Consider the following 22,896-nt stretch of genomic DNA (forward strand, 5'->3'; position numbering starts at 1 on the left):
ACGGGGTTGTGCATCATGCACTGGCTTTTAACACACTGTTGAGTTCTCAAGAAACGGACGCGTACTCCCCAACCTGCGAGAGGCGCACATTTCGTCTCGCCCAGTTTATCAGATCCGCGCGATCCTTGTCAAATCGGCCGATCCGGTACGTTCCGGGCAACCCTGCTAACTTACCTGAAGTTCTGACTCATGTCCAATCACATGCGGACACAGCCCGAAGTTCGGGAGAGATCACTGGGTTTTGCCGGGCTAACTTGCCCCGCGTTGAAGACTCTAGCAGTCCTGGTGCGGGAGAAGACCCAACTTCGGTAACGAATAGGTCTTCCCCCGGTGTGTCTCGCTCAAACACCCAAGCTGGCGAGCTGCGCCTCGAGCCGCACGATGTCGGCCGCCGACTGCTCGGCACGCCCCCTGACCTTGGCAACGACATCTTCGGGCGCCTTGGCCATGAACTGCTCGTTGCCGAGCTTCGCCGCGACCTGAGCCGCCTCCTTGCGCGCGACCACCAGATCCTTCTCCAGCCGCTTGCGTTCGGCCGCCACGTCGATGGCGCCGGCGGTGTCGATCTCCACGGTCACCCCGCCCACAGTGAAGCGGGCAGTGGCGGAAAAGGCGTCAGACGGCTCCGTGAGCCGCAGGAGTGAGCGGATGGCCCCTTCCTGCCCCGCGAGAGCCGTGCCGGTCAGTCCGAGCCGCGCGGCCACCTTCTGACCGGGCTTCAGCCCCTGATCCGAACGGAACCTGCGCACCTCCGTCACCAGCTCCTGCAGAGCGACGATCTCCGCCTCGGCCGCCGGATCGGTCCGGGCGGCATCGACCTGCGGCCATGCTGCCACGGCGACCGACTCGCCGCCCGTGACGGCTCGCCACAGCTCCTCGGTCACGAACGGCACCAGCGGGTGCATCAGCCGCAGCAGTGTGTCGAGCACGTGACCCAGCACGAGCCGCGTGTGCTCCAGCCCCTCACCGAGTTGGATCTTGGCCAGCTCCAGGTACCAGTCGCAGACCTCGTCCCACGCGAAGTGGTAGAGCAGGTCGGACGCCTTGGCGAACTCGAACTCCTCGAAGGCCGCGTCGGCCGTGGAGATCACGCTCTGGAGCCGGGACAGGATCCACCGGTCGGCCGCCGTCAGGTCCAGGCCGTCGAGGGAGCCGGTGGTCGCGCCGTTCATCAGCGCGAAGCGGGTGGCGTTCCAGATCTTGTTGCAGAAGTTGCGCGAGCCGCCCGCCCACTCCTCGCTCACCGCGACGTCGGCGCCGGGGTTGGCGCCGCGCAGCAGCGTGAAGCGCGTGGCGTCGGCGCCGAAGCGCTCGATCCAGTCAAGCGGGTCGACCACGTTGCCGAACGACTTGGACATCTTCTTGCCGTATTGGTCGCGAACCATGCCGTGCAGCGCCACCACGCGGAAAGGCGGCTCGCCGTCCATGGCGTACAGGCCGAACATCATCATGCGCGCGACCCAGAAGAACAGGATGTCGTAACCGGTGACCAGCACGGAGGTCGGGTAGAAGCGCGCGAGCTCCGGTGTCGCGTCCGGCCAGCCGAGCGTGGAGAACGGCCACAGGCCCGAGGAGAACCAGGTGTCGAGCACGTCGGCGTCCTGGACGTAGCCGGCGGGCGGATCCTGGTCGGGGCCCACGCACACGACCTCGCCGGCCGGGCCGTACCAGACCGGGATGCGATGCCCCCACCACAGCTGGCGCGAGATGCACCAGTCGTGCATGTCGTCGACCCAGTCGAAATAGCGCTTGGCCAGCTCGGGCGGGTGGATGCGGGTGCGGCCGTCGCGCACCGCGTCGCCGGCGGCCTTGGCCAGCGGCGAGACGTTGACGAACCACTGCAGCGACAGCCTCGGCTCGACCACCGTCTTGCAGCGCGAGCAGTGGCCGACCGAGTGGACGTAGGGGCGCTTCTCGGCGACGATCCTGCCATCGGCGCGCAGCGCGGCGACCACGGCGGGTCGCGCCTCGAACCGGTCGAGCCCCTCGAACGGTCCGTGCGCGGTGATCACGCCGCGCTCGTCCATGATGGTCAGCGACGGCAGGGAATGCCGCCGGCCGATCTCGAAGTCGTTGGGGTCGTGGGCCGGCGTCACCTTGACCGCGCCGGTGCCGAAGGCCGGATCGACGTGCTCGTCGGCGACCACGGGGATCTGCCGGCCGGTGAGCGGCACCTCGACGAGCGTGCCGACCAGATGGGCATAGCGCTCGTCGGAGGGGTGCACGGCCACGGCGGTGTCGCCGAGCATGGTCTCCGCGCGGGTGGTCGCCACCACGATCTCGTCGGAGTAGCGGATGGAGACGAGCTCGCCGTCGTCCTCGCTGTGTTCGACCTCGATGTCGGACAGCGCGGTGAGGCAGCGGGGGCACCAGTTGATGATGCGTTCGGCCCGGTAGATCAGGCCGTCGTCGAAGAGCCGCTTGAAGATGGTCTGGACGGCCCGTGAGAGGCCGGTGTCCATGGTGAAGCGTTCGCGCTCCCAGTCGACACCGTCGCCGAGCTTGCGCATCTGGCCGAGGATCCGGCCGCCGGACTCCTCCTTCCACTGCCAGACACGCTCCACGAACGCCTCACGCCCGAGGTCGTGGCGCGACAGGCCCTCCTTGGCCAGCTCGCGCTCGACGACGTTCTGGGTGGCGATGCCGGCGTGGTCCATGCCGGGCAGCCAAAGCGTCTCGCGGCCCTGCATGCGGGCCCTGCGGGTGAGCGCGTCCTGGATGGAGTGGTCGAGCGCGTGCCCGATGTGCAGGACGCCGGTCACGTTGGGCGGGGGGAGGACGATGCTGTACGGCTCGCGCGGGCTGCCCGGGTCTGCGTGGAAATAGCCTTCGGATACCCAGCGCTCGTAGCTCCGGGTCTCGACGTCGGCCGGGGTGTACTGGGTGGGCAGCTCTGGCGTTGTCACAGTGACCAATTCTAGGGAGGTGGTGGAAAGCGAAACGCCCCAGGGAGTTTGTCTCCGCGGGGCGCTTGCCGTAAGGGAAGGATCAGGCGGACTTTTCCCGCGGCGTGCGCTGCTGTTTCGCGGCGAGCTGGTCGCGGGGTACGAGCGTCGGGATGGCGTGTTCGAGCACCGACTCGCGGGTGATGACCACGCGGGCCACGTCCTGGCGCGACGGCACCTCGTACATCACCGACTGGAGCACCTCTTCGAGGATGGCGCGCAGGCCGCGCGCGCCGGTGCCGCGCAGGATCGCCTGGTCGGCGATGGCCTCGAGCGCGCCGTCGGTGAACTCCAGCTCCACGCCGTCGAGCTCGAGCAGCTTGCGGTATTGCTTGACCAGCGCGTTGCGCGGCTCGGTGAGGATCTGGATGAGCGCCTCGCGGTCGAGGTTGTGCACCGAGGTGATGACCGGCAGACGGCCGACGAACTCGGGGATCATGCCGAACTTCAACAGGTCCTCGGGCATCACGTCGGAGAAGATGTCGGCCATGTCGACTTCTTCCTTCGACCGGATGATGGCGTTGAAGCCGATGCCCTTCTTGCCGATGCGCGACTCGATGATCTTTTCCAGACCGGCGAAGGCACCGCCGCAGATGAACAGCACGTTCGTCGTGTCGATCTGGATGAACTCCTGGTGGGGGTGCTTACGCCCGCCCTGCGGCGGCACGCTCGCGGTCGTGCCCTCCAGGATCTTGAGCAGCGCCTGCTGGACGCCCTCACCGGAGACGTCGCGGGTGATCGACGGGTTTTCGCTCTTGCGAGCGATCTTGTCGACCTCGTCGATGTAGATGATGCCGGTTTCGGCCTTCTTGACGTCGTAGTCGGCCGCCTGGATGAGCTTGAGCAGGATGTTCTCGACGTCCTCGCCGACGTAGCCCGCCTCGGTGAGCGCGGTGGCGTCGGCGATGGCGAAGGGCACGTTGAGCATCTTCGCCAGCGTCTGCGCGAGCAGCGTCTTGCCCGAGCCCGTGGGGCCGAGCAGCAGGATGTTGCTCTTGGCCAGCTCTAGACCGTCGTCTCTACCTCGGTCGCCGGACTGCACCCGCTTGTAGTGGTTGTAGACCGCCACCGAGAGCGCCTTCTTCGCCTTGTCCTGACCGATGACGTAGGCGTCGAGGAACTCGTAGATCTCCCTCGGCTTGGGCAGGTTGTCCCACTTGAGCTCAGAGGACTCCGAGAGCTCCTCTTCGATGATCTCGTTGCAGAGATCGATGCACTCATCGCAGATGTAGACGCCTGGACCGGCAATGAGCTTCTTGACTTGCTTCTGGCTCTTCCCGCAGAAAGAGCACTTCAGCAGGTCTCCCCCGTCGCCGATGCGTGCCACCCCAGATACTCCTTTGCGTGGGACCGCCCTGCTCCCGCGATCCGTATCCTCCGGACCGGGTCCGAACCGCTCAGGTTTCGACGTTACCGTCTTCTGGGCCCTCAGTGAGCCCCCTGGCGGCGAGTCGCACCGGAACGTGCCCTATTGGGCAGCGCTCCGGTGCGTCACATCTCATCAGGAAGCGACGGCCTGAGCTCGTTTCTTCCGCGACGGGATGATGTCGTCGATCAGACCATACGCCTTTGCCTCGTCCGCGTTGAGAATTTTGTCGCGTTCGATGTCCTTTCGGACTTCCGCAGGGCGCTTTCCGGAGTGCTTCGCCACGATCTCCTCCAGGAGGGAGCGCATGCGAAGGATCTCGCGGGCCTGGATCTCGATGTCGCTTCCCTGGCCGCCGCCCTCGGTGGACGGCTGGTGGATGAGCACCCTGGCGTTGGGAAGCGCGAACCGCTTGCCGGGAGTCCCGCCGGCCAGCAGCACGGCCGCGGCGGAGGCGGCCTGCCCCAGGCAGACGGTCTGGATCTCCGGCCGGACGAACTGCATCGTGTCGTAAATCGCCGTCATGGCGGTGAAGGAGCCACCCGGCGAGTTGATGTAGATGCTGATGTCACGGTCGGGATCGAGCGACTCCAGCGTCAGCAGCTGAGCCATCACGTCGTTGGCCGACGCGTCGTCGATCTGCACTCCGAGGAAGATGATGCGGTCCTCGAAGAGCTTGTTGTACGGATTCATCTCCTTCACGCCATAGGACGTGCGTTCGACGAAGGAGGGGAGAACGTACCGGCTTTCGATGTTCACTTCAACTCCCCTAGGAGACGGCGCCTTGCGAGGGCACCTGCCTCGCGCTGCGCACGACGTGGTCGATGAAGCCGTAGTCCTTGGCCTCTTCGGCCGTGAACCAGCGGTCTCGATCGGAGTCGGACTCGATCTGGTCGAGCGACTGGCCCGTGTGGTGCGCGATCCGCTCGGCCAGAGTCTTCTTCACATAGAGCATCTGCTCCGCCTGGATGGCGATGTCCGCGGCGGTGCCGCCGATGCCACCGGACGGCTGGTGCATCATGATGCGCGCGTGGGGCAGCGCGTAGCGCTTGCCTCTCGCGCCCGCCGACAGCAGGAACTGCCCCATGGAGGCGGCCAGCCCCATGGCGACCGTGGCCACGTCGTTGGGCACATATTCCATCATGTCGTAGATGGCCATGCCGGCGGTCACCGACCCGCCAGGCGAGTTGATGTAGAGCCAGATGTCACGGTCGGGATCGTCGGCCGCGAGCAGCAACAGCTCGGCACAGATGCGGTTGGCGATCTCGTCGTTGACCTCCTGCCCCAGCACGATGATGCGCTCGCGCAGCAGGCGCTGGTAAAGCTGGTCCTCAAGCCGGAAGGACGAGCCGTTCTCACGGCCTCGCGACTCAGGCTGATAGAAGGTCGGCGGGCTGGTCACAGCGTCACCTTCCGATGCGTCGTAATCGATTGGCTTTGCTTGTGACCCTAACGCGCGGGGCACACAGCTCATGCCCGGTCTGCCTACTGTTCGCTGACGGCGCAGGTAAGGCCGCCCAGAGCAGCGCCAAGCCCCCGAACCGTCCGGATCGGGGGCTTGGTGCCGTTTCTGGGGCTAGGCGTCGGCCTTCTCCTCGGCCGCCGGCTCGTCGGCCGGCTCCTCGGTGGGCTCTTCGCCGTTGATCTCGGTGTAGATGGCCTTGAGGTCGACCTCGTTGCCGTCGGTGTCGACCACCTTGGCGGCGTCGCCGATGACGGACTTGGCCTTGTCACGGACGATCTCGACCATCGCCAGCGTCAGCTGGTCGTTGTCGGCCAGGTGCTGGGCCAGCTGGTTGGGCTGGACGCCCATCTCCATGGCGCGGCGGACGACGAAGTTGGTCAGCTCCTGCTCGGAGACGCCCAGGTCCTCGCTCTTGACGATCTTGTCGAGGACGAACCCGACCTTGATGGCCTTGGCGGAGCTGCTGTCGAACTCGGCGAAGCGCTCCTCCTCGGTCGTCTGGTAGAGGCGGAAGAAGGCGTCGCGGCTGAGCCCGCTCTCGGCGATCTGGTGCTCGAGGTTGTGCTTGCGGGCGTCGACCTCGGCCTTGAGCGCGCTGTCGGGGATCGGCATCTCGATCTTGTCGAGCAGCGAGTCGAGGGCCTTCTCGCGGGCCTGGACGACCTGGTCGACCAGCTTGTTGCGGCGGGCCTGCTCGCGGATGCTGTCCTTCAGCTCGGCGAGCGTGTCGAACTCGCTGGCCAGCTGGGCGAACTCGTCGTCCAGCTCGGGCAGGACCTTCTCCTTGACCGTCTTGACGTTGATGATGACGTCGGCTTCCTCACCGGCGTTCTCACCGCCGACCAGCTCGGTCTTGAAGGTCTTCTCGTCGCCCGCGGACATGCCCGCGAGGGCGTCGTCGAGACCCTGCAGCACGGAGCCGGCGCCGACCTCGTAGGAGACCTCGTTGGCCTGCTGCTCCTCGATGTTGGCACCGTCGATCTCGGCGCGCAGGTCCATGACGACGAAGTCGCCGGCGGCGGCCGCGCGCTCGACGCCGGTCAGCGTGGCGAAGCGCTGGCGCAGCGCGTCGAGCTGGGCGTCGATGTCCGCGTCGGCGACCTCGGCGGAGTCGACCGTGACCTCGGTGCCCGCGTAGTCGGGGACCTCGAAGGCGGGCCGGACGTCGACTTCGGCGGTGAACTCGACCTGCTCGCCATCCTCGATCTTGGTGATCTCGATGTCGGGCTGGCTGACCGGGAAGAGGTCGACCTCGTCGACGGCCTGACCGTACAGCTTGGGCACCGCGTCGTTGAGGGTCTCCTCCAGCACCACCGCGCGGCCGAAGCGCTGCTCGATGATGCGGGCCGGAACCTTGCCAGGGCGGAACCCGGGGACGCGCACCTGCTGCGCGACCTTCTTGTACGCCGCATCCAGGCTCGGGCGCAGCTCTTCGAACGGCACCTCGACAGTGAGCTTCACCCTGGTCGGGCTGAGCTCCTCGACAGCGGTCTTCACGGGGTGGTCTCCTTGATCAAGCTTCGAGTGATCGCGGGCGCGTCCAGATTTGGTACGGCTCACGCGCCGCGCCCACATGAGCGGCGCTGGGCATGCTCCGCCTTGGCGGGATCCAAGCGCCGTTCGCCAGTCTAGGGTAGATGCGTACCCAACAACGACGTGACGACCCTCAGAACTCCTCGGCGATCACCCGCAGGAGCTCGATGGTCTCGTCCGGCGTCGTGCTGACGGCGCAGAGCCGCTCCATCACCTCGGTGTAGCGGTCGACGTCCTCGCGTTTGTCCAGGTAGAGGGCGCTGGCGAGTTGCTCGACGTACACCACGTCCGGCAGGTCGTGGTCGGGGAAGCGCAGGACGCTGAACGCGCCGCCCTCGGCGCTGTGGCCCCCGAAGCTGAACGGCATGACCTGGATGGTGATGTTGGGCTGGCGCATCAGATCGATGAGGTGTTCGAGCTGGGCCCGCATCACCTCGGCGCCGCCGATGGGGCGGCGCAGCGCGGCCTCGTCGATGACCGCCCAGAAGACCGGGCCGTCGGGCCGGTCGAACATGCGCTGGCGTTCGAGCCGGAGGTCCACCCTGCGGGCGATCTCCTCCGCGCCGATGCCTGCCGAGCCGGCCGTGACGACCGCCCGGGCGTATTCCTTGGTCTGTAACAACCCCGGCACGAACTGGACCTCGTAGGTCCTGATCCTGGCCGCGGCCTCTTCGAGCCCGACGTAGGCCTGGAACCACGTGGGCAGGATGTCGTTGAACCGGTGCCACCATCCGGGCTCGTTCGCCGTGGCCACCAGGTCGAGTACGGCTGCGCGCGCCTGGGTGTCCACCACCCCGTAAAGGGTCAGCAAATCAGCCACGTCGCGCTCCTTGAAGCCGACGCGTCCCAGCTCCATGCGGCTGATCTTGGATTCGGAGCCCCTGATGAGGTGGCCTGCCTCCTCGCGGGTGACGCCCTTCCCCTCCCTGAGCCTGCGCAGCTGGGAGCCCAGGAGGATGCGCAGCGCCGTAGGGCCGGAACCCGGCTGGTTCTGCGTCACTCTGCCTCCTATCAAGGTCCGCACACACAGTGACACCACATTGCCGGGTATGACAAGGTCTCAACCTGGTGTCCGATTCGGATACCCCTACCCGTAGCCGCTCATGCTGCTGCACATTGCACATGCACGTGCATTTGGGTCTTGCAGCGGCCGGGGATCGTGATCCATGATGGCCTAGTGCATATTGGGCCAAACATGCACGAACCCAGGAACAATCGGGAGGTATCGGCGGGATGGTGGAGGACCCTTTGGCCACTGCCGATTGCCTGCAGATCACCCGTGAAGTGGGGTTCGACAGCCTGTTGAGCTCGGGCAAGCCGTACACGACCTCGTGTCCGCTGCCCTTCCAGGCCGACTCCGTGAAGACCGCCAGGGACGTGACCCGTTCCACGTTACGCGGCTGGGGCCTGCCGGAGTTGGGCGACGACGCCGCCCTGGTCGTGTCCGAGCTGGTGACGAACGCGGTCAGGTACGCGATGTACGCGCGTGGCCGGCGAGAGATCCAGCTGCTGCTGATGCGGGTCGTCCCCCACGTGCTGCTGGCCGTGGCCGACCCGAGCGACAAGATTCCCACGCCCAAGGAGCCCGACTTCATCTCCGAGAACGGGCGTGGCCTTTACATCGTCGAGACCTACAGCCAATGCTGGGGCTGGGACCCGCTGGCTCGTGGCGGCAAAGCCGTGTGGGCCCTCTTCCGTACTGACTCCTGATTTATTACTCTTTCTTGGAGTGAAGGGGAGTACCTCCGAACACGCCTGATCGTCATGACGGCCCGCGCGGCCCGGTCAGGTGGGCCCTGTGTGGCGAGGGAGACCTTCCGGCCCATCGTCGTCGGCTGGAGGTTCCGAAGGTGCGCATGCTCATCCCCATGGCCCTGCTCGCGGCCATCTACTCGGCCGTTCTGGCCGGTCTGGTGCTGCTCGGGATTCCGGTCGTGTACGTCGCCCTCGGGGCGGCCCTCATTCTGCTCGTGCAGTGGTGGTACACCGAGGTACTGGCGCGGCGCATGACCCGGGCCCGGTACGTCACGGCCGAGCAGGAGCCCGAGCTGCACGCCGTACTCGATCGGCTCTGTGCGCTGAGCGACGTGGCCAAGCCGCGGCTGGCGATCAGCCCCTCCCCCGCCCCGAACGCCTACACGGTCGGCCGCTCGCGGCGCAGCGCGACGATCATCGTCACCGAAGGGCTGCGCGCCCGTCTGGAGGCCGACGAGCTGACGGCGGTGCTCGCCCACGAGATCGCGCACATCCAGCACCGGGACGTGGCGGTGATGACGCTGGCGAGCTCGTTCGCGATCGCGCTGGCGGCGTTCGCCAAGGGCACAGGGCGGGCGGCGGTGGAGGCTCCGGGGTTGTTCTTCGAGGAGTTCCCCTTCGGGCTGTTCGTCGGGCTGGCGATCCTGACGGGCGGGGCCGCCGCGGGGCTGGCCAGTTACCTCGCGCACCTGCCGCTGCGCTGGCTCAGCCGCTCCAGGGAGCTGGCCGCCGACCGCGCCGCCGCCGACCTGCTCGGCCAGCCGGGGCTGCTCGCCTCGGCGCTGCTCAAGGTGCACGCGGAGGACGGCATCCCGCTGACCGACCTGCGGCGCGGGGTGCCGGCGTTGGGGCTGGTGGCCTGCCGTACGAAGAAGGGCTCCCTGATGGCCACGCACCCGCACGTGCACGTACGGGTGCGGCGGCTCATGGGGTAGTCCCTCTTACTGGACGGTCGGTGTGGTCGGCGAGTCGAGCCAGTCGTCGACCAGGGCGGTGAAGTCGTCCCCCGTCCGTTCGTTCAGCCACTTCACGAACGACGCCCGGTCCTGCGTGGTCCCCTTGTGCTCCTGCACCCAGGCACGCAGGGTCGCGAAGAACCGCTCGTCCCCGAGCCGCTTGCGGATCTCGTGCAGCATCACCGCCGGACCGTAGTACACGTTGCTCGCCCCGAACGCGCTCGCCTGGTAATGCCCGGGCGGCCCGAACTGGTTGCGCAGCCTCCCGTCGAGCGCCCGGGCGTCGCGGAGGTAGCTCTCCAGCTTCGAGCCGCCGTGGTCGGCGTACCACGCCCACTCGAAGTACATCGCGAAGCCCTCGTTAAGCCAGACGTCACGCCAGGTCCGGGGCGTGACCGCGTCGCCGAACCACTGGTGCGCCATCTCGTGCGCCACCACATTGGCGGTGAGGAACTCGGGGGCCAGCGTCACCATCTGCTGGGTCTCCATCCCGGAGTCGCTGGTGACGACCACCCCCGCGCTGTTGAAGGGGTAGGGACCGAGCCGCTTCTCCAGCCAGCGCAGGATCGCCGGCGTCTGCCGTACGACGGGCAGGTACTCCTTCCGGTCACCCCGGCGCAGCCAGTACGTGATCGGGATCCCGCGCGGCCCCTTGGCGTCGAAGCGCTGGTAGCGATCGACGGCGAGCAGCGTGACGTAACTGGCCACCGACTCGGTCGACCGCCAGAGGTAGGTGTTCCCCTTACGGCCTTCGAAGCGTCCGTGCGCCACCGCGGCCCACCCGCGCGGCACTGTGACCGCCACGTCGTAGCGGGCTTCGTCGGACGGGTGGTCGTTCACGGGGAACCAGGTGAAGGCCCCGTACGGCTCCTGCAGCGCCCACGCCGACCCGTCGGCGGCCGAGCGCAAGCCGAGCTTGCTCGTGTCCGACCGGTACTGCCCCGTGCGTACAGGCTTGGGAACACCGTGATAGCGGACGGACACCTCGACCCGCTTGTCCGCCGCCATCGCCAGTGGAATGACCAGGTGGTCGCCCGGGTGCCGGGCCTTGACCGTCTTCCCGGCGACCGTCACCCCGTCCACGCGCAACGCGCGGCCGAAGTCGAGCGAGATCTTGTCTATCTTCTTGACGGCTCTGACGGTGAGCCGGGCCGTGCCGGTGAGCAGGCGCTTGGACGGCTTCCAGTCCAGCTTCAGCCCGTAGTGGAGGACGTCGATCGCGGGGTTGCCGTAGGCGGGGTAGACCGGGTCCGCCACCGGCTCCGAGAGCCCCTTGTCGGGTGCGCCCGGCACGGCTACCGCCGCGGTGAGTAAGAGGGAAATGATCGAATGCACCGCGCCACGGTAGTACGTCATGCTTTATGGCGATATAGAACTCCTGGTAAGCGTCATTTCCCTCAGCTCTTGTCGTAGACCCCGGCGGACCACGTTCCGGGCCTGGCTCCCAGGTCGGCGGCCAATTCCAGGGCGACGTCGTACCTGATCAGCTCCTGGGCCGCGTACCTGCCGTTGCAGGTCCCCTTCCGCTTGTCGGGCACGGCGCAGCCGTCCAGTGACGCCTGCCCGATGAGCTCGGTGGGAGGGAAGACCCATACGCGGATGGACTGGCTCCCGTTCAACCATCCGGAGGGGAGCGACCGCCGGTTGTAGGTGTGCCGGGCCGTGCCGCCCTGGCACCGGCTGACCTGTCCCGCGCGGCTGCCCCTGACGGCCGTGACCACCCACGACCGCGGGTTCGCACAGATGACGGCCACGGTGGTGGCGTGGCTGGTCGGCTTGATCTGGAGGTCATGTCCGGTCGCGGACATCGAGTTCATCACAGCCCCGATACTGGTCAGTCCGTCCAGAGTGGCCGGCAGATCGGGCACGCGCGACGGTAGCGTGGAGGCCGCGCTCGACGGGTTGGCCGGAGCGACGAACTGAGCCACCGGTGCGGGCGCCGGGACCGGCAGCACCCACACCACGGCGGTCGCGGCGGCCCCCGCCAGCACCGCGCCCACGCTCCACCGGGCAAACCGGCCGCGCCTGCCTCTCCGTACGATCTCGGCCACGTCCATGTCCCCTCCGGGTCCGTACGTCGTACGTTCGACGAGCAGCTCGCGCAGATCATCTTCGGTATGGTTCATTGCTCCACCCCCATCAGCTGGATCGTCGGATGCACCCGCAGCCGCGTCAGCGCCCGCCCGAGCTGGGTCTTCACCGTGCCCAGAGAGCAGCCGAGCACGTCGGCGCACTGCGGCAGCGTCAGGTCCTCGAAGTAGTGCAGGACGATGACCGCCCGCTGACGGTCCGACAGCCCTCTGATCGCCGCCCAGAGCGCGTCCTTCTCACTGAGCTCGCGGGCGAAGTCGCCGCGGGCGCTCGTGTCGGGGAGCGACTCCGTGGGCACCTCGCCGCGCCATCGTCTGCGCCACCAGGAGGCGTGCGTGTTGGTCAGGATGCGGTAGACGTACGGGTCGGGGTCGCCCTTGATGCGGCGCCACGCCTGCCATGCCCTGGCCAGGGTGGTCTGCACCAGGTCATCGGCTGTAGCCCAGTCGCCCGTTAGCACGTAGGCGGTACGGCGCAGCCGGCCCGAGCGGGCTGTCACATACTCCGCGAATCCATCCATCACCGGTCATTACTCTCTGGGGGCCTGAACCGGATGACAGCCGCGACACGGATTCCGACATTTCGTTGCCGTCCATGCGCGGGATGACTGGATACTGGCGGTCATGGTCATCGTCGACGTCGTCTTGGAAACCTACGACGCGGTGGACTTCACGGCCTGGCCGATCGCAGAGCCGTCGAGTGACCGTCTGCTCGCTCTCTCCGGCCAGATGTCCCCCGCCGAAGTCGGAACGGCCATGGCCGTCATCTTCAGCTACAACCACATCCCAGTCGTCCACGCCGCCGGCATGACCGACGCCCATCCAACTCCGGCAAGACGATCAGGGCGTCCCCATCGAGATCACTCGCAGCGAGCTCTCAGACCTGCTCGCCACGGCACAACAGCGACTCACCGGATTCCTCGACCTCGCCCAGCGATGGGCCACCGCCGCCGCCCCAGGGTTGGCTGACCGGCTCATCTCTGCCCTCGACGAACATTTGTCGATCACTGTGGCGGAGTAGGACTGCGGACGGCATGGCGCGCCCGGCGTCACACATCCGCAAAGACCTCCTCGCGGAGGGTCACGTCGCGCGGTCCGTTGAACGGCGCCAGCGACAGCACCATTGCCGGGGTCCGCAGCCTCTCGTTCTCCACGAACGCCTTCCGCACCTCACCGAACGGCACATCGTCGGCCGTCAGCGCCGCGATGTGGTCGTACAGTTCCCTGTCGGCTTCCGTGATCCCATGGTCGATGTCGGCTATCGCGCCCCAGACGTCCCATAACAGCGTCTCCATCTTGTTCAACGCTGCGATGTCGAGCAGCAGATTCCCGGCCACGAAGCCCTCCCCGGACATGATCCGGCCCGGAAAGTGGAGCCCAAAGGCTCGTGGATCCGCCTCACCCGTACGAAGCATCCGCCAGGCTCTGCCTGCGACGAGAAAGCGGTCGCGCGGGATGTCCAGGGGGTCGAAGTCCACCCGGAGCGGCTCAGCGATCATTACGTCGGCGAGTTGCGGATCAGACAAACACCAGCCACGCTCGTCGTCCCAGTACTCCGTAACCATGTGGTCCACATGGAAGCCTGCGGGGCCGAGATAGGCGGCAAAGCCGGACCGTAGACGCGCGGGTATCCCCACGTGACGCAGGAACGAGCAGTACAGCAGCGCGAAATCCCGGCAGACCCCAACGAACCGGTCATCAGGCTCGCGACGCCGCGCCAAGGGCTCATCGTTCCGTCCGACGATGATCGCCAGAATGTCGTCGGCATAGCGCGTCTCGGCATCATTGTGGAGCCGATCCCTCGGGATGTCGTACCGGAAGCGGTCGCCCTCCCATCGATGGATCATGAGACCGCGGACAATGCTTGCGAGCCGGGCCAGATCCATCGGCAGGTCGGCATAGAGCGTGGCCAGCCCGCCTGGCGTGGAAAAGCCGCTTTGAGCGACGTAGAAGGCCGCGACGTCTGGCAAATGGCAAGCGGACGGCGTCAGAGGTCTTAAGGCATTAGACAAGCGCTGCTCCAGATTGGAGAGGTCCGCGATCCGCCGTGGGCTCCTGGGGCTTGGCGAGGTCCGGAGGGGACTACTCAGAGCGCCGGTCGTGCGCCTCGATCGCGCGGACCTCCCGCCTACCGCCTCTTACACCCACCGGTTCGGCCGAAGCCTCGGGCGCCCTCGTGCGCCTGTTGTCGGGATGTGCGGAGCGTAACACTGCGGGATGCGAGGGTTCATGCCTATTTACGGCACAGGGTCTGCGGTCGATGTACGGCGGAGCGGTCGAGGCGAACCGGCTAGGAGAGGCCGCACGCCCGCGCCGCCGCCCCATCGGGCGGCGGCTTTGACGACATGTAGGAGGATCGATCGAATGCGCGCTCGATCGTGGGTTGAGCTGTTGGAACAGACGTCAGCGGGGCCCTGGCGTACGCCCACGTCCATGATCGTCCGCGCTGCTTGTCACTCACTCCCCGGGCCAACTCGGGCGCGAGGTTGTCTCTCGGTGCTGCCTTGGAGCGAAAGGCCGGGAAGCTTGATGCCGGGCGATCTCCAAATGAAGAGCCCACGTGTCTACGGGTTGCTGATGACGGGTGCGGGGCTACGAAAAATTGGTAGATCTTCTACACATACTTCCCGTTATACGATATTTCCGACACAGTCCTTGACCTGGTCTTTTACTCTCGACAGAGCCCCCAGCTACCTCTTTAGAGGCACTTGACCTGCGGAAACGGCGAGGTACTCTCGCCCTACCACAAGCTTCCGGTTTAGCCACATCAGTCCATAGTCATCACTTCTGTCAGGATCTGTATGGGTAAATCCGGCCTCGTCCCGGAGGTCCCACGACTCCATGACGCACCAAACTGCCCCGACCGCTCCACAGGCAGCCGATGACCACGCGGGCCAGCCGGCGGGCCAGCCCTCTCAGCAACCGCCTACGGATGCCGGAGGCCGCCAGGATTCTCACGAGAACCGTCAGGGCACTCAGGTGAAGCCGACCGGCCCAGCGAGCCCCGACGAAGACGGCACCAGCCGAAACGGCTCCCACCACGAGGGCGTCAACCCGTCGCCGAGCGCGACCCGCCCCACACCTGAACCGACCCGCGCCTCGGACACGCCGCCATCCGCGACCGCACCGACGCCCTCCTCAGACACACCCACCTCGGCATCCGACGCATCTTCAACCACGGCTACTCCACGGCCAACTTCAGATGCACCGACTGCCACCCCCACCTCCGATACGCCTTCCTCCACGCCCACCGCCACCGCGTCGGACTCGTCCTCCCCCGCTGCCACCCCTACATCGTCAGGCTCACCGTCATCCACCCCCACCTTTACGCCGTCGGATTCATCGTCAGTCACCCCCACCCCCACAACATCCGGCTCGCCCTCGCCCTCGGATACCGCCACGACGTCGGACTCGCCGTCAGCCACAGCCACCTCCGAAGCCGAGCCGGCCGCCACCTCCGCTGAGGCGACGACCACGACTTCGTCCTCGCCCATGCCAACCACGAGCTCCACAACCGAGCCCGCCATTGCGGAGGACACCCCAGCCACGCCGACGTCGTCCAGCACCATGGCTCAAAGAGCACTCCCCACACACGTCAACGCCGCGGTCACCGACCCGCTGCCGAGCTTGTCCACTCCAACGATGATCACCTCGGCCGTGGTGGTCGTGGCGGCCCTGCTGGCTGTGCTCACCGTGCTTGTGGCCAAGGCCCGCCACAGGACGCGCTTGGCCACCGCCGGATACGTGGAACCCATCCCATCCATGTCCACCCCCCACCACAGCACCGCCGAGGCCGACGAGGGCGACCAGTGGAGGCGGCAACTCCTGGAAGCCATCGAGGCCGCCGCCGCTGACCGACGGGAAAATGTCCTACCCGACGCACGCTACGGACAGGAGAACCCGCGACCCGAGAGCAGTTCGCCGGTACTCGGCTCCGCCACGGACCCTCAGGAGACCGCCGCCTGGACTCCAGCATTCGAGCCCCTCAATCCCCCCGGCCCCCTGGAGTCGCTCTTCAGCTCCGAACCGAGCAATAGCGTCGTCAACCTCCCGGAGACCTCCCCGTTCGACCCCTTCGCCCCGGCGGAGAGCGACCCTGACTCGGAGTACCACGGACGCAGGCGGCGCAGCGAACATCCCGCCACCGATGAGGGTGCCGACGAAGAGACCCCGCCGGGAGACACCGGTCAGTCCACCCCGTAGCCGGTGGCGACGACACCCCGCCGGGACACCGCGTCCCGGCTGCGGGTCCAGGGCCTTGCGATCAGCCGTTCCATGCCCAGCGCGATACGTCCGCAGATAGACCCCGAACCCTGGCCGGCGCGGAACGATAGTCACGCAGAAGGCCACCCACCAACCTGGTGGGTGGCCTTCTGGCTGGTCGGGGCGACAGGATTTGAACCTGCGACTTCTTGCTCCCAAAGCAAGCGCGCTACCAAGCTGCGCCACGCCCCGTCTCGCCGGGTACGCACGCGCTCCGTGACTCCGGTACGCTTACGCCCTGACGACCGGATGAAGTCTAGACCAGACTTCGACCGGTTCGCGCGGACGTAGCTCAATGGTAGAGCCCTAGTCTTCCAAACTAGCTACGCGGGTTCGATTCCCGTCGTCCGCTCTCACGGCGAAAGGCCAGGTCAGCCCCATGAGGCGACCTGGCCTTTGCGATCTCCGCCACTTCTTCTCGATCTTCCGTGCCTGTCGCGTGCCCGATGCCTTCTTTCCGTGCTCCTTCAGCGCCTTGCCGAGCGCCTGCGCGATGGCCTGGTCACGGTCCTGTGTCGCGTGCTGGTAGATCAGCGCCGCTCGGGTGGAGGAGTGCTCCATCCGGGTCATCAGCTTGCGGAGGCTCGCGTCTGTGGACGCGGCGAGGGTGTTTCGCGCGTGCCGGAGGTCATGGAAGTGAAGGTCGGGCAGCTTCACCGTGATCTGGACTTTGTTCCAGATGCGCCGGAAGGCCGAGCGGCGCAGCCGGCCACCCTTCGGGCCGCGTGCTGCGCGTGCGGTCTGGGGACCGTTCTCGCGTGCGGTCCGCCACTCGGGCCGCAATCGGGATGCGCTACCTTCCTCCACTATTCCGGTCCCGGCACCATTGCCCTACGATCAGCCGCCGTGACGACCTTATTTGACGTGCTCCTCGTCGCTCTCCCTCTGACCGCTCTCGGCAACGCCATATGGCGCGCTGGCAAGAATCCTGGCGCCGTAGTTACGACCTTCCGAACCGGCTTCCTCGGCGCTGGCGTGGCTTTGTTTCTTCTTGCCCTGGTCAGCTCATCTGGCTTGTTCGGTAATTCCTTCGCCGCCAGCGATGAAACCCTCGATATTACGGTGAAGGTGGGATTCGGGATGATGCTCGGAGCGCTCGTTTGCGCAGTCACCGAACGGCGAAAGGACAACCATGCCTCCGGCGGGGGCGCTCGGCTCCGGGATGATCGCGACCATCGGTGACCGGTGGATGAGTGGCTGAGGTGAGGCCTGACGCTCCTATGTGCAACCGATGCGTGCATTACGCACGACTTCGGTCATAGGTACCGTGTCGGAGTGAGTCAGAGTGGGGCACAGGCGGCGGCGTTCTTTCGCGATGTCGCATCCCACCGCACAGTGTGGACGGTGCAGGACGGTAACGGCAAAAGGCCAGGTCATCCAGTACGGGGAGCCTGGCCTTTGCGATCTTCGTTCTGTTTCGCCCGTTGTGCGGCCGATCGGCCTCGAGCACTTGTGCGATGACCCGGTCGCGCTCCTGCGACCGGCCGCCATGTCCAGGCAGACGGGAAGCGTCAGGCAGGGGGCAGGGACGGGGTGCCATGGGAAGACCGCGTGAGGCGGTCTTGGACCTGACGCCGGCGGTGAGCGGGGATGTGGTGGGCGTTCATCGACCGTTGCAACAGAGCGGAATCGAATCCGTGCGTGCTCATGTGGTCGAGGAGCGGGTCGTATCGATCAGCCCGGTCTCGTAGGAGCTCCGTGACCAACCGGAGCTCCAGCCGGACTACCGGCACCTGGTGAGAGCCGCAGGCGACCAGGACGTAATGCTGCCATGGGCCGCTGCCCACACATTCCCAACCGTCCGAATCGACTTGCCGCTCGACGGTGCTGAGCTCCACTTCGACGCCATTCACCTCGAACCTGGTGAAGTATTGGGAAGATTCGGGGAGCCATGAGGCGGCATTCAGGCAGGGGAACGAGGAGAGCGCCCCGGCGAACGTTTCTACGTCTTCTCGGCTGGCGAGCAGGATGTCGATGTCCCCAGCGCGGAGTGGGACGCCTTGCAGGAGTGCGGCGCTTGTGCCGCACACGCGATATGCCGGGTTGGCGTTCGCAGCTCCGAGCGCCTCGAGCGCCATGTCTAATGCCGTGGTTATATCCGCCAAAGTCAGTGAGCGCATAGAGATCAACGTAGCCATCATGCGAGTGCGCGCGTCAGGCCTCCCGCGCACGCGGTCCGTGCCAGACGATCTTGTGGTGGTTTCGGCTGATATCGCACTTCGTGAGTCAAGCTCGGTTACGCTCTTGATCTCGGTACCGGGCGTGCCCGATAGGGAGGCCGCATGGCGGACAAAGGGATCACGACGATAGGCCGGTGCTACGGCTGCAAGCGCACCTTCGGCTACGACCCGGAACGCGTCACGATGTTCCTGGTCGACCTCGACACCTCAGCTCCCGCAGGTACACAGCGTGAGCCCACGCCGGAAGCCCTGGCTCGGTCGCGGCGGGAACCTGTGTGCCCCGATTGCGTGCGCCGAGGGCGGCACGCCAGGCAGGACGACGGGCCCACCTGGCCACGCGGCACCGCCTGAAGGCCCTCGTGGTCACGCGGCACCGCCTGAGCGGCCCCCAACCACCGCCTGGGCGGTCCCGGGCCCACCTGAGCGGTCCCGCAACCGCCCGAGTGGCCCCGGAGAGAGCCCCAGCGGTCCCGGCGCCACCTGAGCGGTCGCGGGACGAGCGCTTGGGCTTGGGTTGAGTCGCGAGGTGAGCGCGTAGGCTCTGGGTGATGCGTGCGCGAGCGATCTCCCGAGAGGCCCTGGTCGAGGAGCTGGCCGAGCGGATCGCGGGCCTGCCGCGCGACTCCTACGCGCGGGTCGCCGTCGACGGAGCCCCGCCCGCCCATCCCGAACGGCTGGCGGACGAGCTGGTCGCGCCGCTCAGGACGCGGGGCAGGGCCGTGTTGCGGGTGTCCGCCGCCAACTTCCTGCGGCCCGCGTCCCTCAGGCTCGAGTACGGCCGGACGGACCCCGACGCCTTCTACGACGACTGGCTCGACACCGGCGGGTTGACCCGCGAGGTGCTCGGGCCGCTGGGGCCCCAGGGGACCGGCAAGGTGCTGCCGGCACTCTGGGACAGCCGGGCCGACCGGGCGTACCGCCTGCCGTACCAGACGCTGCCTCAGGGGGCTGTGCTGCTGCTCGACGGGACGCTGCTGCTGGGCCGCGGGCTGCCGTTCGAGGTGAGTGCGCATCTGTGGCTGTCCGAGGGGGCGCTGGGGCGCATGACCGGGGAGGACGAGCGGTGGCGGCTGCCCGCCTACGCGCGCTACGAGCGGGAGGCCGATCCGCTGCGGACCGCCGATGTGGCCGTACGCGCGGACCATCCCGGACGAATGGCCATCCTGATTGAGGACGGACGGTAACCAGCGCACACTGAGGCCATGAGCTCCAGCATTCCCAGTCGCTGGTACAACGTCGTGCCCGATCTGCCGGCGCCGCCGCCTCCGCCGCTGCATCCGGGCGCGCCGGCGTCGGCGCTGGCGTTCGCGTGTGCGCAGTTCGATCTGGAGTGCCAGATCTGGATGGTCCGCGCCTCCTACGACCAGAAGCCCTATCGGCGCTCGCTCATGCAGGTGTACGGCGCGACGGTGTACCCCAGCCCCTCGACCGTGACCGGGGCGGGCAGCAAGGTGCTGGCCGACGACCCCGGCTCGCCCGGCAGCCTCGGCATCGCGATCAGCGAGGCGGTTGAGGTGGCCGGCGCGAACCCGGACGCCCGTTACGCGCTCGGCTCGGTACTGAACCACGTGCTCATGCACCAGACCGTCATCGGCGAGGAGGCGCTGGCCCAGCTGGCGGAGATGCCGGACCTGATCATCGGCTGCACCGGAGGCGGCTCGAACTTCGCCGGGCTCACCTTCCCCTTCCTGCGCGAGAAGCTGGCCGGGAATCTCGACGTCACGCTGCGCGCCGTGGAGCCCGAGGCGTGCCCGTCGTTCACGCGGGGCGTCTACGCCTACGACTTCGGCGACGCGGCGGGCTTCACTCCGCTGCTCAAGATGCACACGCTCGGCCACGGGTTCGTGCCCGACCCGATCCACGCGGGCGGGCTGCGTTACCACGGCATGTCGCCGTTGCTGTCGCACATGTACGAGCTGGGCCTGTTCGAGGCGGTCACCAAGTCACAGACCGAGTGCTTCGAGGCTGGTGTGCGCTTCGCCCGTACCGAGGGCATCGTCCCGGCGCCCGAGCCGACGCACGCGCTGGCCGAGACCATAGCCGAGGCGCTGCGGTGCAGGGAGAGCGGTGAGGAGAAGGTGATCCTGACCGCGCTGTGCGGGCACGGCCACTTCGATCTGGCCGCCTATGACCGCTACCTGTCGGGGCGCATGGAGGACTACCCGCTCCCGCAGGAGCGCATCGACGAGGCCCTGCACGGTCTCCCGAGCTGAGCCGTCGCACCGGCCGAGGTGAAGGAGCTCACCGCGGCCGGCCGGCCGTCAGTTCGCGTTCGGGCGCTTGCCGTGGTTGGCCTTCTTCTTCTTGCGCGCCTTGGTCTTGCGAGATCGCTTCGCCATGGATACCTCCAGTGATCGGTCCGCTTCCCAACGTCTCGCGCTGTGGTCTACCGCACAACCCGTACGACCTAACATTCCCCAACAAAGCCGTGTCATAATTTGGTGGAATCTGTTGGAAGGAGCGGGGGCGTGCTCGCACAGCAGCGCCAGCAGGCGATTCTCGAACGCGTGCGCAGCAGCGGCGGCGTTCGGGTGGCCGACCTCGTTCGCGAGCTCGGCGTCTCCGACATGACGGTCCGCCGCGACCTCGAGGTGCTCGCCGAGCGCGGGCTGCTGGAGAAGGTGCACGGCGGCGCGACCGCGCTGGGTCCCGGCTCGACCGAGGAGCCGGGCTTCACCGCCAAGTCCGCCCGCCAGCAGCAGGAGAAGGAGGCCATCGCGCGCCGCGCCGCCCAGTTCGTCCGGCCCGGCACCGCGGTCGCCCTGTCGGCCGGGACCACCACCTGGGCCCTGGCCCACCACCTCATCTCGGTGCCCGAGCTCACGGTCATCACCAATTCGATCCCGGTGGCCGACGTCTTCCACCGCAACCCGCGCGCCGACCGCACGGTCGTGCTGACCGGCGGCGTACGCACGCCGTCCGACGCCCTCGTCGGCCCGATCGCGGTGGCCGCGATCCGGCGGTTGCACGTGGACACGCTGTTCCTCGGCGTGCACGGGATGAGCGTGCGGGCCGGGTTCACCACGCCCAACCTGCTGGAGTCGGAGACCGACAGGGAGCTGGTGCACGCGGCGCACCGGCTGGTCATCCCGGCCGACCACACCAAGTGGAACACGGTCGGCATCAGCACGATCGCCGATCTGACCGAGGCAGACGCGGTCATCAGCGACTCGGGACTACCTGAGGAAGCACGCATGGAGCTGGGCGAACGCGCCGGCGAACTGATCATCGCGGAGGACTCGCAGTGAAACGCACCATCACCCACCTGGCCGACGGCCGAGAGCTGATCTACTTCGACCGGCGCGACGACGCCGACCGGAGCGCGATCGACCGGCGAGCGCTCGACCCCAGGCCGATGGCGTCGGAGCTGCGCTACGACCCGCTCACCGAGGAGTGGATCGCGATGGCGGGGCACCGCCAGACGCGTACGTTCCTGCCTCCGGCCAATGAGTGCCCGCTGTGCCCGTCGTCCGAGACGAGGGCTTCGGAGATCCCGGCGTACGACTATGACGTGGCGGTGTTCGAGAACCGCTTCCCCTCGTTTTCCGGAAATTTCGGGACTTACGGGGATGTCGGGGGGCTGAGTGAGGTCCGGCCGGGGGTGGGGCGGTGCGAGGTGGTGTGCTTCACCTCTGAGCATTCGTCGTCGTTCTCGCGGCTCTCCGACGAGCAGGTGGGCCTGGTCATGGAGGCGTGGGCCGACCGTACGGCCGAGCTGTCCGCGATCGAGGGCGTCGAGCAGGTGTTCTGCTTCGAGAACCGGGGCGAGGAGATCGGCATCACGCTGCCGCACCCGCACGGGCAGATCTACGCCTACCCGTACGTGACCCCGCGGACCAAACTCCAGCTCGGCGCGGCCGCCCGGCACCGGGGCGGCAACCTCTTCGCCGACGTGCTGGCGGCCGAGCGGGCCGCCGGGGTGCGCGTGGTGGCGGCCAACGAGCTGTGGACGGCCTTCGTGCCGGCCGCCGCCCGCTGGCCGTTCGAGGTGCATGTGTATCCGCACCGGCAGGTGCCGGACCTGGCCGCGCTGTCGGAGGAGGAACGCGCCGCCTTCGCCCCGCTTTACACCTCTGTGCTGCGAGCGCTCGACGGGTTGTTCGGCGTCGCCATGCCGTACATCTCAGCCTGGCACCAGGCGCCGGTGCGGCAGGATCGTGACCTGGCTTATCTGCACCTGGAGCTGTTCAGCATCAGACGGGCGCCCGGGAAGCTCAAGTATCTGGCGGGCTCGGAGTCGGCTATGGGCGCGTTCGTCAACGATGTCCTGCCGGAGGAAGCCGCACGCATGCTTAAATCACAGGTAGATCTCTAATTGGTTGCCGCTTGGAGTCGCATGACCT

Annotated in this window: 22 protein-coding genes and 2 tRNA genes; 9 read left to right on the top strand and 15 right to left on the bottom strand. The window is 67.3% G+C overall.

All coding sequences use genetic code 11. The annotated features are described in order from the left end of the window. Window positions 1–341 precede the first annotated feature (341 nt). The 6 genes from ACGFJ2_RS11000 to ACGFJ2_RS11025 all read right to left on the bottom strand — a co-directional run bounded on the left by ACGFJ2_RS11000 (window position 342) and on the right by ACGFJ2_RS11025 (window position 8,309). Window positions 342–2,915, bottom strand: a complete 2,574-nt coding sequence (locus ACGFJ2_RS11000; RefSeq protein ID WP_393467038.1) for a valine--tRNA ligase — start codon at window positions 2,913–2,915, stop codon at window positions 342–344. Between the two features lie 73 nt (window positions 2,916–2,988). After that, window positions 2,989–4,272 carry an ATP-dependent Clp protease ATP-binding subunit ClpX gene (gene clpX / locus ACGFJ2_RS11005; RefSeq protein ID WP_225292608.1) on the bottom strand — a complete coding sequence of 428 codons (1,284 nt, stop codon included), beginning with the start codon at window positions 4,270–4,272 and terminating at the stop codon, window positions 2,989–2,991. 174 nt (window positions 4,273–4,446) lie between these two features. After that, a complete protein-coding gene (locus tag ACGFJ2_RS11010) occupies window positions 4,447–5,070 on the bottom strand; it encodes an ATP-dependent Clp protease proteolytic subunit (RefSeq protein WP_214637437.1) in 624 nt (207 codons plus the stop codon). 10 nt (window positions 5,071–5,080) lie between these two features. Beyond that, window positions 5,081–5,713, bottom strand: a complete 633-nt coding sequence (locus ACGFJ2_RS11015; protein ID WP_357953434.1) for an ATP-dependent Clp protease proteolytic subunit — start codon at window positions 5,711–5,713, stop codon at window positions 5,081–5,083. Between the two features lie 174 nt (window positions 5,714–5,887). After that, the gene (gene tig, locus ACGFJ2_RS11020; RefSeq protein ID WP_358183090.1) at window positions 5,888–7,273 is read right to left on the bottom strand and encodes a trigger factor; all 1,386 of its coding nucleotides are present in this window, start codon (window positions 7,271–7,273) and stop codon (window positions 5,888–5,890) included. Window positions 7,274–7,442: 169 nt separating this feature from the next. Continuing rightward, a complete protein-coding gene (locus ACGFJ2_RS11025; protein ID WP_225292604.1) occupies window positions 7,443–8,309 on the bottom strand; it encodes a helix-turn-helix transcriptional regulator in 867 nt (288 codons plus the stop codon). Window positions 8,310–8,557: 248 nt separating this feature from the next. On the opposite strand from ACGFJ2_RS11025, the gene ACGFJ2_RS11030 reads away from it, so the two are divergent. Beyond that, on the top strand, window positions 8,558–9,019 hold the full coding sequence (locus ACGFJ2_RS11030) for an ATP-binding protein (protein WP_357953438.1): 462 nt from the start codon (window positions 8,558–8,560) through the stop codon (window positions 9,017–9,019). A 146-nt stretch (window positions 9,020–9,165) separates the two neighbouring features. Next, the gene (locus ACGFJ2_RS11035; protein ID WP_357953440.1) at window positions 9,166–9,999 is read left to right on the top strand and encodes a M48 family metalloprotease; all 834 of its coding nucleotides are present in this window, start codon (window positions 9,166–9,168) and stop codon (window positions 9,997–9,999) included. 6 nt (window positions 10,000–10,005) lie between these two features. Here the strand turns inward: ACGFJ2_RS11035 and ACGFJ2_RS11040 are convergent, their stop codons facing one another. The 5 genes from ACGFJ2_RS11040 to ACGFJ2_RS11060 all read right to left on the bottom strand — a co-directional run bounded on the left by ACGFJ2_RS11040 (window position 10,006) and on the right by ACGFJ2_RS11060 (window position 15,679). Next, window positions 10,006–11,355 carry a M1 family metallopeptidase gene (locus tag ACGFJ2_RS11040; protein WP_393467045.1) on the bottom strand — a complete coding sequence of 450 codons (1,350 nt, stop codon included), beginning with the start codon at window positions 11,353–11,355 and terminating at the stop codon, window positions 10,006–10,008. 62 nt (window positions 11,356–11,417) lie between these two features. Continuing rightward, entirely contained in the window at window positions 11,418–12,146 is a 729-nt protein-coding gene (locus ACGFJ2_RS11045; RefSeq protein ID WP_393467048.1) for a hypothetical protein, read from the bottom strand. Beyond that, window positions 12,143–12,631: a SigE family RNA polymerase sigma factor gene (locus ACGFJ2_RS11050; RefSeq protein ID WP_393467051.1), complete on the bottom strand. Its 489-nt coding sequence runs from the start codon at window positions 12,629–12,631 to the stop codon at window positions 12,143–12,145. The genes ACGFJ2_RS11045 and ACGFJ2_RS11050 overlap by 4 nt, the downstream gene beginning before the upstream one ends. A gap of 528 nt (window positions 12,632–13,159) precedes the next feature. Further along, window positions 13,160–14,080, bottom strand: coding sequence for a transglutaminase-like domain-containing protein (locus tag ACGFJ2_RS11055; RefSeq protein ID WP_393467054.1), 921 nt, complete (start codon window positions 14,078–14,080; stop codon window positions 13,160–13,162). Between the two features lie 1,005 nt (window positions 14,081–15,085). After that, window positions 15,086–15,679: a hypothetical protein gene (locus tag ACGFJ2_RS11060; RefSeq protein WP_393467057.1), complete on the bottom strand. Its 594-nt coding sequence runs from the start codon at window positions 15,677–15,679 to the stop codon at window positions 15,086–15,088. On the opposite strand from ACGFJ2_RS11060, the gene ACGFJ2_RS11065 reads away from it, so the two are divergent. Then, entirely contained in the window at window positions 15,678–16,313 is a 636-nt protein-coding gene (locus tag ACGFJ2_RS11065) for a hypothetical protein (RefSeq protein WP_393467060.1), read from the top strand. The two genes, ACGFJ2_RS11060 and ACGFJ2_RS11065, sit on opposite strands and share 2 nt — an antisense overlap. A 175-nt stretch (window positions 16,314–16,488) precedes the next feature. On the opposite strand, the gene ACGFJ2_RS11070 is transcribed toward ACGFJ2_RS11065, so the two are convergent. Then, window positions 16,489–16,565 (bottom strand) — tRNA-Pro (locus tag ACGFJ2_RS11070). Between the two features lie 89 nt (window positions 16,566–16,654). Here ACGFJ2_RS11070 and ACGFJ2_RS11075 point away from each other — a divergent pair. Beyond that, window positions 16,655–16,725: transfer RNA gene (locus ACGFJ2_RS11075), tRNA-Gly, on the top strand. Here the strand turns inward: ACGFJ2_RS11075 and ACGFJ2_RS11080 are convergent. Then, the gene (locus ACGFJ2_RS11080) at window positions 16,680–17,180 is read right to left on the bottom strand and encodes a tyrosine-type recombinase/integrase (protein WP_393468495.1); all 501 of its coding nucleotides are present in this window, start codon (window positions 17,178–17,180) and stop codon (window positions 16,680–16,682) included. The two genes, ACGFJ2_RS11075 and ACGFJ2_RS11080, sit on opposite strands and share 46 nt — an antisense overlap. A gap of 704 nt (window positions 17,181–17,884) precedes the next feature. After that, complete coding sequence (locus tag ACGFJ2_RS11085) at window positions 17,885–18,493, bottom strand: hypothetical protein (protein WP_393467063.1); 609 nt, start codon at window positions 18,491–18,493, stop codon at window positions 17,885–17,887. Between the two features lie 162 nt (window positions 18,494–18,655). On the opposite strand from ACGFJ2_RS11085, the gene ACGFJ2_RS11090 reads away from it, so the two are divergent. From ACGFJ2_RS11090 to ACGFJ2_RS11100, 3 genes are all read left to right on the top strand, one after another. Next, complete coding sequence (locus ACGFJ2_RS11090) at window positions 18,656–18,904, top strand: hypothetical protein (RefSeq protein ID WP_357953459.1); 249 nt, start codon at window positions 18,656–18,658, stop codon at window positions 18,902–18,904. 197 nt (window positions 18,905–19,101) lie between these two features. Then, window positions 19,102–19,737: a uridine kinase gene (locus tag ACGFJ2_RS11095; protein ID WP_393467066.1), complete on the top strand. Its 636-nt coding sequence runs from the start codon at window positions 19,102–19,104 to the stop codon at window positions 19,735–19,737. 18 nt (window positions 19,738–19,755) lie between these two features. After that, on the top strand, window positions 19,756–20,766 hold the full coding sequence (locus ACGFJ2_RS11100; protein WP_393467069.1) for a TrpB-like pyridoxal phosphate-dependent enzyme: 1,011 nt from the start codon (window positions 19,756–19,758) through the stop codon (window positions 20,764–20,766). 48 nt (window positions 20,767–20,814) lie between these two features. On the opposite strand, the gene ACGFJ2_RS11105 is transcribed toward ACGFJ2_RS11100, so the two are convergent. Continuing rightward, the gene (locus ACGFJ2_RS11105) at window positions 20,815–20,892 is read right to left on the bottom strand and encodes a 50S ribosomal protein bL37 (protein WP_372455117.1); all 78 of its coding nucleotides are present in this window, start codon (window positions 20,890–20,892) and stop codon (window positions 20,815–20,817) included. Between the two features lie 129 nt (window positions 20,893–21,021). Between ACGFJ2_RS11105 and ACGFJ2_RS11110 the strand changes: the two genes are divergently transcribed. Then, window positions 21,022–21,801: a DeoR/GlpR family DNA-binding transcription regulator gene (locus tag ACGFJ2_RS11110; RefSeq protein ID WP_393467072.1), complete on the top strand. Its 780-nt coding sequence runs from the start codon at window positions 21,022–21,024 to the stop codon at window positions 21,799–21,801. Continuing rightward, window positions 21,798–22,868, top strand: a complete 1,071-nt coding sequence (galT, locus tag ACGFJ2_RS11115; protein ID WP_358183112.1) for a galactose-1-phosphate uridylyltransferase — start codon at window positions 21,798–21,800, stop codon at window positions 22,866–22,868. The genes ACGFJ2_RS11110 and galT overlap by 4 nt, the downstream gene beginning before the upstream one ends. Window positions 22,869–22,896: the final 28 nt, after the last annotated feature.

It is taken from the genome of Nonomuraea sp. NPDC049028, from assembly GCF_043197735.1.
Taxonomy (GTDB): Bacteria; Actinomycetota; Actinomycetes; order Streptosporangiales; family Streptosporangiaceae; genus Nonomuraea.

Excerpts from the sequence above, each read along its gene's own strand:
- ACGFJ2_RS11035 (WP_357953440.1), top strand. The coding sequence starts at position 9,166 with ATGCTCATCCCCATGGCCCTGCTCGCGGCCATCTACTCGGCCGTTCTG.
- ACGFJ2_RS11050 (WP_393467051.1), bottom strand. The coding sequence starts at position 12,631 with ATGGATGGATTCGCGGAGTATGTGACAGCCCGCTCGGGCCGGCTGCGC.
- ACGFJ2_RS11090 (WP_357953459.1), top strand. The coding sequence starts at position 18,656 with ATGGCGGACAAAGGGATCACGACGATAGGCCGGTGCTACGGCTGCAAG.
- ACGFJ2_RS11065 (WP_393467060.1), top strand. The coding sequence starts at position 15,678 with ATGGCTCAAAGAGCACTCCCCACACACGTCAACGCCGCGGTCACCGAC.
- ACGFJ2_RS11100 (WP_393467069.1), top strand. The coding sequence starts at position 19,756 with ATGAGCTCCAGCATTCCCAGTCGCTGGTACAACGTCGTGCCCGATCTG.
- ACGFJ2_RS11105 (WP_372455117.1), bottom strand. The coding sequence starts at position 20,892 with ATGGCGAAGCGATCTCGCAAGACCAAGGCGCGCAAGAAGAAGAAGGCC.
- ACGFJ2_RS11060 (WP_393467057.1), bottom strand. The coding sequence starts at position 15,679 with ATGGTGCTGGACGACGTCGGCGTGGCTGGGGTGTCCTCCGCAATGGCG.
- ACGFJ2_RS11095 (WP_393467066.1), top strand. The coding sequence starts at position 19,102 with ATGCGTGCGCGAGCGATCTCCCGAGAGGCCCTGGTCGAGGAGCTGGCC.
- ACGFJ2_RS11045 (WP_393467048.1), bottom strand. The coding sequence starts at position 12,146 with ATGAACCATACCGAAGATGATCTGCGCGAGCTGCTCGTCGAACGTACG.
- ACGFJ2_RS11085 (WP_393467063.1), bottom strand. The coding sequence starts at position 18,493 with ATGCGCTCACTGACTTTGGCGGATATAACCACGGCATTAGACATGGCG.